We start from the raw sequence: 13716 nt of genomic DNA, 5'->3' as shown, positions 1-13716 counted from the left end.
GTTAGACTAATCCTCAATTACAACATATATTCCACAGTTATGGAATAGGTCGCGGAGGCAGTTCGATGGATATCCGTTCTCGTCTGGGCTTGCGCCCCGTCATCAACGTATCGGGCACGATGACGAGCCTCGGTGCGTCCAGCGTGGCCACGCCGGTCATCGAAGCGGTCGCGGAAATGCTGCCGCAATTCGTCGAAATCGACGATCTGCAACGCAAGGCATCGGTGGCGATTGCAGCGGCTTGCGGCAGCGAAGCCGGGTATGTGACCGCATCCTGTTCGGCCGCCATCACACTGACCATCGCGGCCACGATGACCGGCGATGATCCGGGCCTGATCGAACGCCTGCCGCACACCGCCGGGCTGCGCAATGAAGTCGTCGTGCAGACTGGCCATCTGGTCAACTACGGCGCGCCGATCGACCAGGCCATCCGGCTTGCCGGCGCGCACGCCGTTCCCGTGGGAGCGGCAACCGAGGCGCACGGTTATCAACTCGCCGCCGCCATCGACGAACACACCACCGCCGCGCTCTATGTCGTCTCGCATCATACGGTCGGCTATGGGCTGATTCCGCTCGAGGAATTCATCGAGGTTGCGCATGGTAAAGGTGTGCCGGTCATCGTCGATGCAGCCTCCGAATACGACCTGAAACGCTTTATCGCAGCGGGCGCGGACCTCGCGCTGTATTCCGCGCACAAGTTTCTTGGCGGGCTGACCGCGGGCATCGTGGCGGGCAAGAAAGCGCTGGTGCGTGCCGCCTATTTCCAGAATGCCGGCATTGGCCGTGGCATGAAGGTCGGCAAGGAAGGTATCGCCGGTGCGATCGCTGCACTCGACCAGTGGCAGCACCGCGATCACGTCGCGGTTCGCGCACGCGAGCGCAGCTACCTGAGCAGTTGGGAACAGGCGTTGAACCGCTTGCCCGGCGTGCGCGCGCAGATCGAAGCCGACCCGACCGGCAATCCGCTCGAGCGCCTGAAAATTTCACTCGACCCGCGCGATGCGCGCACCACGGCATGGGATCTCGCCGATGCGCTCGCCCATCCGCACGACGGCTCACAGCCTGTGATCGTGCGCGATCACGAGGTCGAGTTGCATTACTTCTTTCTCGATCCGTGCAACCTGCATGCGGGCGAGGCACCGGTGGTGCTGGCGCGCATCGTCGCCGAACTGCAGCACGCCCGCGAAGCGCGCGAGCCACTCGTTACACCGTTTCACCAACGCGATGCGAGACGCACCGCCGCACGACGCAACTGGCCTGACTGATTTGCCGCAGTTCGCTTGAGTGCGGCGTCGGCGGTCAATGCCGATACGCTGCACGATTTATACAATCAGTACTACTAGCAGAACAACACCGGATCCGGTCGGTCGCCGGCATTCGTTCTTTGATGTGAGGAAACCACCATGCAAAATAAAATCCTTCGCAGTGCTATCGCTATTGCCATCGCCGGGATGGGCACACACTCCGCCTGGGCACAAAGCAGCGTCACGCTTTACGGCATCGTCGATGCCGGCTTCACTTTCACCAGCAACCAGGCGGGCCAGAAAGCCTATCAGGCCACTCAGGGCAACGTGCAGGGGTCGCGCTGGGGCCTGCTCGGCACAGAAGATCTGGGCGGCGGCAACAAGGTTTCATTCAGGCTCGAGAACGGCTTCAGCGCCGAAACGGGCGCGGCCGGTCAGGCCGGCCGGATGTTCGGCCGTAGCGCATGGGTTGCGCTCACCAACAGCACCGCAGGCACAATCACACTGGGACGTCAGTACAACAGCGTGCAGGACTACCTGTCGAACCTGCAGATCAACGGTGTCGGCGCGTTGAGCCAGTATGCGAACGCGGTCTACGACAACGACGACCTGAACAACACGTATCGCACCAACAACGCGGTCAAGTACACGACGCCGACTTTCTCCGGCTTCACCGCCAACGCGATGTACGCGTTCTCGAACACCGCGGGCCAGTTCGCAAACAACCGCGCATGGAGCGTCGGTGCCGACTATGTCGCCGGGCCGCTGCGCCTCGACGCCGCATACTCGCTGGTGAACAGCCCGGCCACGAACACTGCCGGCGCCGCGCCGTCGGACAACTACTTCAACACCGGCTCGTCGATCATCAGCAATGTGAAGCGCAACCAGGTATGGGGCGGCGGCGGTGCCTACGTGTTCGGGCCGGCCACCCTCGCGCTGCTCTATACGAACTCACGCTTCGATCTGCTGACGGGCGGCAGCCTGCGCTTCGCGAACTACGAAGCAAGCGTGCGCTACCAGATGACGCCAGCCACGCTACTGACACTCGGCTATATCTTCACGAGCCAGAACAGCAGCGCCGCCAGCGCGCCAGACGCGCACTACAACCAGTTGAGTCTCGGCGGCGAGTACTTCCTGTCGAAGACCACCGACCTGTACCTGAACGGCATCTACCAGCGCGCGTCGGGTTCGGCAGCGTGGGTTGAAGGCATCGGTAAGGCGTCGTCGACGAGCGGCCAGTTCGTCACGGTCGCGGGCATTCGCCACAAGTTCTGATTCCGCGCGGGTCTATCTACTTCGTGCCTGCCCCGCCGTATCGCCAATGCGACGCGGCGTGTAGACCACGTCGATTCAATCTTGTTTTCAGGAGCACCCATGGCGACTGTTCAAGGAAGCCTGTTACTCGTCTATGCACTGATTGCCATCGTCGCGCTCGTCGTGCTGATCGCGCGGTTCAAGATGAATCCGTTCATCACGTTGATGGTCGTATCGGTTGCGCTCGCACTCGCGGTCGGCATGCCGATGACGTCGATTCTCAAGTCGTTCGAAACCGGTGTGGGCGGCACGCTCGGCCATATCGCGATCGTGGTCGGGCTCGGCACGATGCTCGGCAAGATGATGGCCGAATCAGGCGGCGCGGAGCGCATCGCGCGCACGCTGATCGATCTGTTCGGGCCGAAGAACGTCCATTGGGCAATGATGTGCATCGCGTTTCTCGTCGGCCTGCCGGTCTTCTTCGAAGTCGGCTTCGTTCTGCTGATTCCGATCGCGTTCAATGTCGCGCAACGCACCGGCACTTCGATGATCCGCGTCGGCATTCCGATGGTGGCCGGTCTCTCGGTCGTGCATGGACTTATTCCGCCTCACCCTGCTGCTTTGCTGGCGGTCACGGCTTATAACGCGGACATCGGCCACACGATCTTCTACGCGCTGATTGTCGGCATCCCGACCGCCGCGCTGGCCGGGCCGCTGTTCTCGAAACTGGCGAGCCGTTTCGTCGTACTCGACGGTGTGAATCCGATGGCGCAGCAGTTTATCGAGCAGGACGCGCAACGCGCCGGACGCGAGCTGCCCAGTTTCTCGATCACGCTGTTAACCGTGTTGCTGCCGGTGCTGCTGATGCTGGTGGGCAGTTGGGCGGATCTGATCGCAACGCCAAAGTCGACGCTGAACAACGTACTGCATCTGATCGGCCATCCAGACATGGCGCTGCTGCTCGCGGTGCTGCTCAGCTTCTACACGTTCGGCAGCGCGCGCGGTTTTGGACGCGAAGCGATCCTCAAGTTCACCAACGAGTGTCTTGCACCGACCGCGGGTATCACGCTCGTCGTCGGCGCAGGCGCGGGGTTCGGGCGAATTCTGATCGACAGTGGCGCATCGAAGGCGATCGTCGATGTCGCGATGGGTGCGCACATGCCGTTGCTGTTGCTCGCCTGGTTCGTCGCGGCGCTGATCCGCGTTGCGACCGGCTCTGCGACCGTCGCGATGGCGACGGCTGCCGGGATCGTCGCGCCGATCGCATCGGCAGCAGTGGGTACGGCCGCCGCCGTGCGGCCGGAACTACTGGTGCTCGCAACCGGCGCGGGATCGCTGATTCTTTCGCACGTGAACGACGGCGGCTTCTGGCTCGTCAAGGAATACTTCGGCATGACCGTGCCGCAGACCTTCAAGACCTGGACCGTATGCGAAACAATTATTTCGATCTCGGCACTGGCGTTGACACTCGGTCTGTCGACATTCGTCTGACCGTACCGGCACCAGGGGCTTCGCTTGCCCGCCAACGCACAAGCGCTGAAGATGGATCCTTTGATTCATCTTGCATGCCAATACAAAGGAAGCCCCTATGCAATCTTTGTCGCCAGACACCGTGCTAATCGTCATCGACGTACAACAAGCATTCGACGATCCGAGCTGGGGACAGCGCAATAACCTTGCCGCCGAGGCGAACGTCGCCGCGCTGCTTGCCGGCTGGAGAGAAACGCACCGACCGGTCATACATGTGCAACACCGCTCCCAACGACCCGAGAGTCTGTTTCATCCGGATCGCCCCGGCTTCGCAGTCAAACCGGAAGCCGAACCACTACCCGGAGAACCGGTGATTTTCAAGGAAGTGAACAGCGGTTTTATCGGCACCGATCTCGAGCGGCAGCTCCGCGCAAGAGGTGCGGTTACGCTCGTCATTGTCGGGATCACCACCGATCACTGCGTGTCGACCACGACGCGCATGGCCGGCAACCTGGGCTTCGAGACTTACCTTGTGGCGGACGCCACGGCAACCTTCGGGCGCCGCAGTCCGGACGGACAGCACTTCAGCGCGCAGCAGATGCACGAAACCGCACTGGCAAGCCTGCATGAAGAATTTGCTACCGTGGTCGATACCGCAACGGTTCTCGCAGCGCTCTAGCCAAAGCGCATGTCGCCCGCCGGCGGTGCATTTAAAAGCTCACTTATGTTTTCCGTGAGGTTTCCCCTGAGGTTTTCCGTGAGCCGCTTCGCGTTTTGACAACTTGCCATGCGGCCGCATCCCGCCCGTCACAAGCGCCTTGACGTGCCGCTCGAGCACCGGCCGCCCCACCCCGGAGATACCGGGAAGCTTGCTTGGAATTCTCGACGTCGCGAGCGGCGTCATCACCAGCGAGAACAGGGAATTGACCAGCAAAGGCGCTTCGATCTCCCGATTGACCACACCCGCTTGCTGGGCTCGCGCAATCAATTCGATAAATAGAGTAACCTTCCCGGTCGGCAGGTGGCGCACCATCCGCTCGTGCAGCAAGCTGCCTTCGCAGAAGTTATCCTGCATCCACAGCGAGGGCAGCCACGGCATCCGCTCAGCGATGGTAAAAAGGCGGCTGATATGCGCTTCGATCATGCCGAACGGATCACTGCCGGCAGCTTCGGTCACCGGCTCCCAGACGAACTGAACCGCGGGCGCGAGGCGGTCGTCGACGATCGCGTCGAGCAAGGTGTCGCGATTCGTGAAATAGTAATGCACCATCGCTGACGTTACACCTGCGGCGGTGGCAATCTGTGCAATCGTGGTTGCGCCAACACCCTGCTCGGAGAACAGGCGCGTTGCGGTGTCGAGCATATATTCCCGTGCGTCTCTCACTTTCGGAGGCGGTCGGCACCCACACTGTCTTAACTTTTCCATTAATATCTATTAAGAATTGAAGGCTTTGTAATTTTATATTAATTGATTCGTTGATTAGAATATATTACGCTTGGAACAAATTGTTCCAGGGTCAACCCCCATCGGCAGGTTCGTGAATGAGCGCATCTCCCAGCTTTGGTACTCGCAGGTTGCCCGCAGCGCGGGTATGTCTACGTGTTCTGCAATATGGATGCATGGCTGTTGCGACGTTGGTCGCCGCAGGCTGTGCGGTCGGACCGGATTACCGCAAGCCGACCGTCGAAATCCCCGCCAGCTTCAAGGAAGGGGTCGACTGGCAACGCGCCGAGGCCAATCCACAAGCGTCGCTGTCCAGTACGTGGTGGCTTGATTACCACGACGATACGCTGACGCATCTGATTGAACAATCGCTGAAGGCGAATCAATCGATTGCTCAAGCAGAAGCGGCATACCGGCTCGCGCAGGCGACCGTGTTAGCTAACACGTCGAGCCTGTTCCCCACTATCACCGCAGGCGCATCGGGTTCACGCGCAGGCACAGGAACTGGCGCCGCATCGTCGGGCAGCAGTGCGACGAGCGTATCGGCACCGGGTGTGCGCAATTCCGTTAGCGCCAATCTCTCGGCAAGCTGGGAGCTCGATCTGTGGGGGCAAGTGCGGCGTGAAGTCGAGTCGGCGAAGGAAAGCGCGCAGGCAAGCGATGCGCAACTCGCCGGCGAACGCCTGTCGATTGCCGCCGCCGTCGCCACCGATTACTTCCAGTTGCGCCAGGCCGACGTCGACATCGATCTGCTCAAGCAGCAACAGCAAATCGATACGCGCATCCTCGAGATGACGCAGGCGAGCTTCAAGGAAGGCATCTCGTCGAACGACGACGTGCTGACCGCGCAGGACACGCTTGAAGTCGTGATCGCCGATCTGCAGTCGACGGAAACGACGCGCGAGCAGGATGAACACGCCATCGCAGTGTTGCTCGGTGTGCCGCCCGGCGGTTTCTCGATCGAACCGCAGCAACACTACGCGTTTGTCACACCGGCTGTTCCTCTTGCAGTGCCGTCGCAACTGCTCCTGCGACGCTACGACGTAGTCAGCGCCGAGCGCACGGCCGCCGCAGCAAACGCGAAGATCGGCGCAGCGGAAGCAGCATTTTTCCCAACGCTGACGTTGTCGGCGGAAGGCGGCTATCAGCATAGCGCGCTCGCCAACCTGTTCTCGCTGCCCAACCGTTTCTGGACGCTTGGACCGGCACTGGCAGGAACGATCTTCGACGGCGGCGCACGTACAGCGGCAGTCCGCGAAGCGCGTGCCACGTATGACGAAAATGTCGCCAGCTACCGGCAAGCCGTTCTGACCGCATTCCAGAACGTCGAAGACGGCCTGTCGTCGTGGAACCATCTGCAGCAGCAAGCCGATGCTTACGCGCATATCTATCGCCGCAACCAGCAGTTGTTCGATAGCGAGCATGCGCAGTTCCAGATAGGTACGGCCAGCGAGCAGGCCCTGCTGACCCAGCAACTCACCTTGCTGCTCGCCCAGCAAAACCTCTCCGACACGCAGGCCCTGCTCACGCAGAGCAGTGTGTCGCTGGTGAAGAATCTTGGCGGCGGCTGGCAGTGGGATGACGCCAAAGGTGTCGGCGTCGATGCTGTCGCCGTATCCGGGCAGCAGCCGGCAACAGCAACCGTGTCAGCACTTCCGGCGCGGTAACCGATGCAGGGACTCATCCAGTTTGATTCGCGGTGTCCGGTTCGAATGCAATGTTCCGGACACGCGTCGTATGACGCACCGCAAGCGGTTCATCCAGACCGGTATTCAGGTGCTGTCCGTGGCCGATCTTTGTGCACGGACTCCCGGTCTTTTTCCTTTCCACGATCATGCAAGCATGGTGTCCTATGACGTTACTGCCTGTGCGCACGTCGCTACTGTCCATTAGTTTCATCGCCCTCGTGGGTTGCAGCAAGGGCACGCCTCCGGCACCGCCGCCGCCCCAGGTGGGCGTCATCAAGGCTGAGCCGCAGAACGTGCCGCTCAACCGCGATCTCGTCGGGCGGCTGTCGGCCTATTACAGCGCGAATGTCACCGCACGCGTTTCCGGTGTGCTGCTCAAGCGTGTGTATACGGAAGGCACCGAAGTCAAAGCGGGTCAGTTGCTGTTCGAGATCGATCCGGTCTTCTACCAGTCGGTGCTCAACACCGATCTCGCTACGCTGGCGCAGGATCAGGCGACTTACGTCAATGATCGTGTGACCGCGCAGCGCGATCGCAAGTTGCTGCCGATCGGCTCGGTCTCGCAACAAACCGTTGACGATGCCGAAGCCGCAGAACGCAGCGCACTGGCCAAGGTTCAGGCCGATCAGGCTGCGGTCGACGGTGCGCGCATCAACCTTGGCTACACCAAGGTCACGTCGCCGATCAGCGGCATTGCCGGGCAGCAGCAGGTTACGGCTGGCGCACTCGTCGGTAGCGGCACATCCGATAGCGGCTCCAGCGGCACCCTGCTCACCACCGTGCAACAGCTCGATCCGCTCTACGTGAACTTCACGATCAGCGCCGCCGATCTGATCACGCTGCGTCAGGCGCAAAGCCAGGGCAGTGTCGCCCTCGCCACGCAGAACGACACCAGTGTTCAGGTGGTGCTGCCCAACGGTCGTCCGTACGATCAGGTGGGTACGCTCGACTTCTCCGACGTCGAAGTGAACTCGACCACCGGTGCGGTCAATCTGCGCGCGAAGGTGCCGAATCCGCAGCATCAGTTGCTGCCTGGCATGTATGTATCGCTGACGGTCGGCCTCGGTACGCAGAACAACGTGTTCCTGATCCCGCAGCAGGCGATCCAGCGCGACACCGTCGGTGCCTACGCGATGGTCGTGGGCGCGGACGGCAAGGCGGCGCGCAAGGATGTCACTGCAACCGACAACTATCGCAACAGCTGGATCGTCACAGGCGGTCTCGCATCGGGCGACCAGGTGATCGTGCAGGGAATCCAGAGCGCGCGTGAGGGAACGCCTGTCAAGGCAGACCCATGGCAGCCAGCCCCGGCAACGGGTGCAAGTTCAGCGCAGGTCGGCTCAGCCCCGGCATCAGGCGCGAAGCCTGCCGGCGTCAAGTCGTAAGGAGCTCGTCTCATGCCACGTTTCTTTATCGATCGCCCGGTCTTTGCCTGGGTGATCCCTATCCTGATCTGTCTGCTCGGCGTCATTTCGCTGTCGCGCATGGGGATCGATTCGTATCCTGACATCGCACCGCCCGAAGTGACGGTCACGGCGACCTATCCGGGCGCGAACGCCGCCACGATGGAATCGACGGTGACGCAGGTTATCGAGCAGCAGCTCACCGGTATCGACAACCTGCTGTACTTCAGTTCGACCTCGGGCAGCAACGGCACGGCGACGATCACCCTTAGCTTCGCAACGGGCACGAATCCGGATATCGCCGAAGTGCAGGTGCAGAACAAGGTGCAGCTCGCGCAGCCGCTGCTGCCGACCGCCGTGACCGAGCAAGGCGTGGTCGTGGCCAAGGCCAGCCCTGACATCCTGTTGTTCATCGGCCTGACCTCCACCAACCCCGCCATCGACGCCGCTCGCCTGAGCGACATCGTCGCTTCGCAGATCCAGCCGGTGGTCGCGCGGATCAACGGCGTGGGTAACACGTTCGAACTCGGGTCGGAATACGCGGTGCGGATCTGGATCGATCCGGACAAGCTGCAAAGTTACGGGTTGTCGACGACCCAGGTCGTCAACGCGATCAGCGGACAGAATGCCCAGTTCGCCACCGGGTCGCTCGGCGCGGACCCCGCGGTCAAGGGGCAGACGTTCACCGCGACCGTGTCCGGCGATGCGTTGTTCTCGTCACTGCAGCAGTTCCGCGACATCATCCTGACGTCGACCAACACCGGTACGGTCGTCCGCCTGAGCGACGTTGCACGCATCACGTTCGGCGCGCAGACGTACGGCTCTTCCGCGACCTATAAGGACAAGGAAGCGGGCGGCCTCGGCCTGTACCTGCTGCCGGGTTCCAACGCGCTGGCAGTCGCCAAGGCCGTGAAGGCCGAGATGGCGATCCTCTCGAAGGATCTGCCCACTGGCGTGAGCTGGGACGTGCCTTACGACACGACACCGTTCATCACGGCGTCGATCACCGACGTGGTCCGCACGCTGATCGAGGCCATCGTGCTGGTGTTCTTCGTGATGTTGATCTTCCTGCAGAACCTGCGGGCGACCATCATTCCGACACTGGTCATTCCGGTCGCGCTGCTCGGTACGTTCATCGGCCTGAAGGCGCTGAACTACTCGCTCAACCAGCTCACGCTGTTCGGCATGGTGCTGGCGATCGGGATTATCGTCGACGATGCGATCGTGGTGATCGAGAACGTCGAGCGGATCATGTCCGACGAGAAGCTCGCGCCAAAACCAGCGACGCGAAAAGCAATGGGCCAGATTACCGGCGCCATCGTCGCGATTACGGTGGTGCTGATCGCGGTGTTCGTGCCGTCCGCCTTTCAACCGGGCGCGACCGGCATCATCTATGCGCAGTTTGCGTTGACCATTGCGATTTCGATGGGCTTCTCGGCGTTCCTCGCGATGTCGTTCACGCCGTCGCTGTGTGCTGCGATTCTCCGGCCGACACACGACGAGAAACCGAACAGGATCTACCGGTGGTTCAACGCGGCATTCGCCAAGCTGAGCGATACGTATTTCGGTCAGGTCACGCGTGCGGTTCGTCACGCACCGCGCTGGATGGTTCTGTTTGCACTGGTCGCCGTGCTGACCGGGTTCCTGTTCACTCGCCTGCCGACATCGTTCGTACCGGACGAGGATCAGGGCTTCATGCTGGCACTGGTCAGTCTGCCTACCGGCGCGACGCTCGAACGCAACAGCCAGGTAATGGCCGAGATCAACAAGAAGCTCGAAAACAGCCCGATCGGCAAGGACATTGCCGGCATCTTCAACGTGAAGGGCTTCAGCTTCGTCGGTAACAGCGAAAACGTCGGCATGATCTTTATCAAGCTGACCGACTGGAAAGCACGTTCGAAAACGGCCATGCAGCTGATTCCGGAGGCCAATGGGATCTTGCACAGCATTACCGACGCCCAGATCTTCGTGGTGAATCTGCCGACCATCCGCGGGTTGAGTCAGTTTGGCGGGGTCGACATGTACCTGCAGGCGCGCGCCGGGCAATCGCGTGCTGAACTGGGACAGGCCACGGGCATGCTGCTGGGTCAGGCGGCCAAGAATCCGGTCCTGTTCGGTGTTCGCCCGAACTCGCTGCCTGAAGCACCGCAACTGCAGGTGACTGTCGATCGCGTGCAGGCGCAGTCGATGGGACTGTCGCTGAACGACGTCTACAGCACGATCCAGTCGCAACTGGCGCCCTCCTACATCGACCAGTTCACGTATGCAGGCCGCGTGAAGCGCGTCTATGTGCAGTCGGATGCGCCGTTCCGGATGGGTCTCGACTCGCTCCAGCATCTGTACACGCCGACCAATGTGACGAGTTCATCGTCCACGACCACGAGTTCGAGCAGCACGGCCAGTGGCGTCAACTCGAGCGGCTACCAGACACCGGTCAATCCGTCGGTCAGCAACAGCGCGATCAGTCCGTACAACATGGTGCCGCTGTCGAGCGTCGTGAAGGCGACCTGGGGTGTGGGTCCGCAGGCACTGCCGCGTTATAACGGCTATTCGGCAATCGAAATCGTCGGTAACTCGGCGCCCGGCTATTCGACCGGCCAGGCGATGGACACGATTCAAGGCATCATCAACAAATCGTTGCCGCCGGGCTTTGCCGCGGACTGGACAGGACAGTCGTATCAGGAAATCCTGGCCGGGAACTCGGCAACCCTGCTGACCATCCTGTCGATCGTGATCGTCTTCCTCTGTCTCGCTGCGCTGTACGAGAGCTGGTCGATTCCGGTTGCGGTGCTGCTGGTGGTTCCGCTCGGCCTGCTGGGTATGTTGACCTTCTGTCTGCTGACAGGCGTGCCGAACGACATCTACTTCAAGATCGGCATGGTGACGGTGATCGGGCTGGCGGCGAAGAACGCGATTCTGATCGTGGAATTCGCGGTGGATGGCCAGGCGCACGGCATGACGCTCTTCGACGCGACGTTGAATGCGGCGAAGCTGCGGCTACGACCGATTCTGATGACGTCGATGGCCTTCATACTCGGTGTGTTCCCGCTCGTGATCTCGTCCGGTGCCGGTGCCGCGTCGCGACATGAAATCGGCATTGGTGTGATCGGCGGGATGCTGTTTGCTACGGTCTTCGGCTTGCTGCTGATCCCGGTGTTCTATGTATCGGTGCGCCGCATGCTGGGTGACAAGCTCGATGAAGTGACACACAAGCTACGGCTCGCCGAGCACGACGGCCAGACCGATACCTGATGAGCAATACCCCTGCCGCTTCCGGCAGGGGGTGCTTCGTGAGCGTTGGCCGGCAACCTGCCGGGAAGCCAGATGGCCCAACGCCACGAATGCACCAGTCAAACTGTTTCGGCGCTACCCCGGCGCTCGCCAACGTTCGGCAGGACTTCCGGCAATGAAACGGACCAGGAAACACGCCCTCGATACCCGCGCGCAGATATTGCAGGCGGCCGAACGCGTCTTCATGCAACGCGGCGTTTCGCGTGCATCGCTATCGGATGTGGCCGAAGCCGCCGGCGTCACGCGCGGTGCGGTGTATGGGCACTTCAGAAACAAGCTGGCGGTCTTCGAAGCCTTGTTCGAAGATGCATCGTTGCCGGTGGATCCGTTTATCGCGGCGTGGAGCGAGTGGGACGACGATCCGCTCGGACAGCTGCAAAGAAACCTCACGTTTCTTCTCACGCAGGTGCTGTCGGCGGGTGCCGCGCGACGCCTCTACACAATCATCCTGTCGCGTTGCGAGCCGGCCGTCGAAACCGAAGTGTTCTGGCACAGGATCGACGAGAGCCGGCGCCATGCCGAAACCCAGATCGAGCACGCCTTACGGGCGGCGATCGATCGCAACCAGTTGCGCCCCGATCTGAACGCGCAGCGTGCTGCCGCGGTCATTCATGCCAGCCTGACCGGATTTTTTCTCAGAAGCCTGCGTGAACCACTGCCCCCGCTACCCGAAGCGGAGGCACGCTGGGTTGTCGCATCGGTCATGCGCGGGTTTAGTTTTTCCTGAGGCATTGCGTTCGCGTTCGCCCTATCTGTCGCCGAGAAAATGCTCGATCGCGAAGTTGAATGCCTCGGGGTCCTGCAGGAACGCGAAGTGACTGGTGTTCGGCAATATCATCAACCCGGCGCCCGGAATCGTCGCAGCGATATATTCGGTGTGCTCGCGGTGGATCGCCTCGTCATGATCGCCATCGAGTACCAGTACAGGCGCCTTGATGCCCTTGAGCTGCGCATCGGTCCAGTTCGGTTGTGACGCCCACATGTGACTGATCTGCTCGACGAATGCATCATATTCGTTTGGTGTCGGCGACAGATGGCGGTATTCATTGCCCGCACGCTTGATGAATGCAGCGAACGTCGGGTTCCTTTCGACATCCTGGATCACACCGTCCGTCTTCGTATTCGCAGCGAACGCGATCACCTTGCCGACCCGGTCCGGGTAACGGATCGCCAGATCGAGCCCGATGATTGCGCCGTCGCTCCAGCCGACAATGTCGGCCTTCTGCAGCTTCAGTTTGTCCATCAGCGCGACGACATCGTCGGTCATCAAGTCGTATCCGAAGGGCCGCGCGTCACGCGTGCTGCGTCCGTGCCCACGGCTGTCGACAATCACCACCTCGTGGTGCTTCATCAAGGCGCGGATCTGATTGCCGAAGTAGTCGGAATTCGACAGACCGCCGTGCAACAGGATGACCGGCGAGCCGCTGCCGATCGTCGCGTAATACAGGTGAATGCCATTGACGTCGGCAATGCCGTGGTGCTCGCCAGCGACAGGCGCGGGAGTGGGCGGCAAGGTCTGCCAGCGCGCTTCGGCTTGTGCGTATTGTGCGTACTGCACGGCAAACACGGTGCAGGCACACAAGAACAGGCGCTGTACTCGCGACCTGCTTCGATTCGTTTTTTCTCGCATGGCATTTACCTCGGATGCTTGATTGGCGGGACATGAAGAGGCTTCAAATATACGCCTCTTCTCCGGATGCAAATAATGCGCTGCGAATACCAGATCCTCATCTGCAATTGAAATTCCACTGCTCCTAGTGATACTACGTCAGACAGTCCACTAATATGCAACCTAGCTTTTTAACGCCCTATATGGAGATTCTTATTGCAAAAGAGGTACGTTATCTGTCTACTGTGGTTTCGCATTCGATGTATAGCTCATGATTTTTCAGGCAGGTTCGCCGCGGTCCCTTGCATGGCTC

The 13716-nt window shown here is 61.0% G+C and carries 10 protein-coding genes; 8 read left to right on the top strand and 2 right to left on the bottom strand.

What is annotated here, in order from left to right:
• Positions 1-65: 65 nt before the first annotated feature.
• The 4 genes from FNZ07_RS09185 (at position 66) to FNZ07_RS09170 (ending at position 4647) form a co-directional block, all read left to right on the top strand.
• A complete protein-coding gene (locus FNZ07_RS09185) occupies positions 66-1265 on the top strand; it encodes an aminotransferase class V-fold PLP-dependent enzyme (RefSeq protein ID WP_091015775.1) in 1200 nt (399 codons plus the stop codon).
• A 138-nt stretch (positions 1266-1403) separates the two neighbouring features.
• Positions 1404-2519: a porin gene (locus tag FNZ07_RS09180; RefSeq protein WP_091015772.1), complete on the top strand. Its 1116-nt coding sequence runs from the start codon at positions 1404-1406 to the stop codon at positions 2517-2519.
• A 99-nt stretch (positions 2520-2618) separates the two neighbouring features.
• Entirely contained in the window at positions 2619-3989 is a 1371-nt protein-coding gene (locus FNZ07_RS09175) for a GntT/GntP/DsdX family permease (protein WP_091015770.1), read from the top strand.
• 97 nt (positions 3990-4086) lie between these two features.
• Complete coding sequence (locus FNZ07_RS09170) at positions 4087-4647, top strand: cysteine hydrolase family protein (RefSeq protein ID WP_091015768.1); 561 nt, start codon at positions 4087-4089, stop codon at positions 4645-4647.
• A 39-nt stretch (positions 4648-4686) separates the two neighbouring features.
• Here the strand turns inward: FNZ07_RS09170 and FNZ07_RS09165 are convergent, their stop codons facing one another.
• Positions 4687-5331 (bottom strand): TetR/AcrR family transcriptional regulator, encoded by a 645-nt coding sequence (locus FNZ07_RS09165; protein WP_245811607.1) that lies wholly within the window; start codon positions 5329-5331, stop codon positions 4687-4689.
• A 257-nt stretch (positions 5332-5588) separates the two neighbouring features.
• Here FNZ07_RS09165 and FNZ07_RS09160 point away from each other — a divergent pair, with 257 nt between their 5' ends.
• The 4 genes from FNZ07_RS09160 to FNZ07_RS09145 all read left to right on the top strand — a co-directional run bounded on the left by FNZ07_RS09160 (position 5589) and on the right by FNZ07_RS09145 (position 12521).
• Entirely contained in the window at positions 5589-7079 is a 1491-nt protein-coding gene (locus FNZ07_RS09160; RefSeq protein WP_245811605.1) for an efflux transporter outer membrane subunit, read from the top strand.
• A gap of 185 nt (positions 7080-7264) precedes the next feature.
• Positions 7265-8485, top strand: a complete 1221-nt coding sequence (locus FNZ07_RS09155; RefSeq protein ID WP_091015761.1) for an efflux RND transporter periplasmic adaptor subunit — start codon at positions 7265-7267, stop codon at positions 8483-8485.
• Between the two features lie 12 nt (positions 8486-8497).
• Complete coding sequence (locus FNZ07_RS09150) at positions 8498-11755, top strand: efflux RND transporter permease subunit (protein WP_091015759.1); 3258 nt, start codon at positions 8498-8500, stop codon at positions 11753-11755.
• 154 nt (positions 11756-11909) lie between these two features.
• Positions 11910-12521, top strand: a complete 612-nt coding sequence (locus tag FNZ07_RS09145; protein WP_091015757.1) for a TetR family transcriptional regulator — start codon at positions 11910-11912, stop codon at positions 12519-12521.
• Between the two features lie 21 nt (positions 12522-12542).
• Here FNZ07_RS09145 and FNZ07_RS09140 read toward each other — a convergent pair whose 3' ends face one another.
• Positions 12543-13352, bottom strand: a complete 810-nt coding sequence (locus tag FNZ07_RS09140) for an alpha/beta fold hydrolase (RefSeq protein ID WP_245811604.1) — start codon at positions 13350-13352, stop codon at positions 12543-12545.
• Positions 13353-13716 lie beyond the last annotated feature (364 nt).

It is taken from the genome of Paraburkholderia megapolitana (assembly GCF_007556815.1).
GTDB classification, from domain to species: Bacteria; Pseudomonadota; Gammaproteobacteria; order Burkholderiales; family Burkholderiaceae; genus Paraburkholderia; species Paraburkholderia megapolitana.
The sequence above is the reverse complement of the archived record's forward strand: the minus strand, read 5'-3'. Positions and strand labels throughout refer to the sequence as shown.

Coding starts and splice junctions, on each gene's coding strand:
- FNZ07_RS09185 (WP_091015775.1), top strand. CDS start 66: ATGGATATCCGTTCTCGTCTGGGCTTGCGCCCCGTCATCAACGTATCG.
- FNZ07_RS09180 (WP_091015772.1), top strand. CDS start 1,404: ATGCAAAATAAAATCCTTCGCAGTGCTATCGCTATTGCCATCGCCGGG.
- FNZ07_RS09175 (WP_091015770.1), top strand. CDS start 2,619: ATGGCGACTGTTCAAGGAAGCCTGTTACTCGTCTATGCACTGATTGCC.
- FNZ07_RS09170 (WP_091015768.1), top strand. CDS start 4,087: ATGCAATCTTTGTCGCCAGACACCGTGCTAATCGTCATCGACGTACAA.
- FNZ07_RS09165 (WP_245811607.1), bottom strand. CDS start 5,331: ATGCTCGACACCGCAACGCGCCTGTTCTCCGAGCAGGGTGTTGGCGCA.
- FNZ07_RS09160 (WP_245811605.1), top strand. CDS start 5,589: ATGGCTGTTGCGACGTTGGTCGCCGCAGGCTGTGCGGTCGGACCGGAT.
- FNZ07_RS09155 (WP_091015761.1), top strand. CDS start 7,265: ATGACGTTACTGCCTGTGCGCACGTCGCTACTGTCCATTAGTTTCATC.
- FNZ07_RS09150 (WP_091015759.1), top strand. CDS start 8,498: ATGCCACGTTTCTTTATCGATCGCCCGGTCTTTGCCTGGGTGATCCCT.
- FNZ07_RS09145 (WP_091015757.1), top strand. CDS start 11,910: ATGAAACGGACCAGGAAACACGCCCTCGATACCCGCGCGCAGATATTG.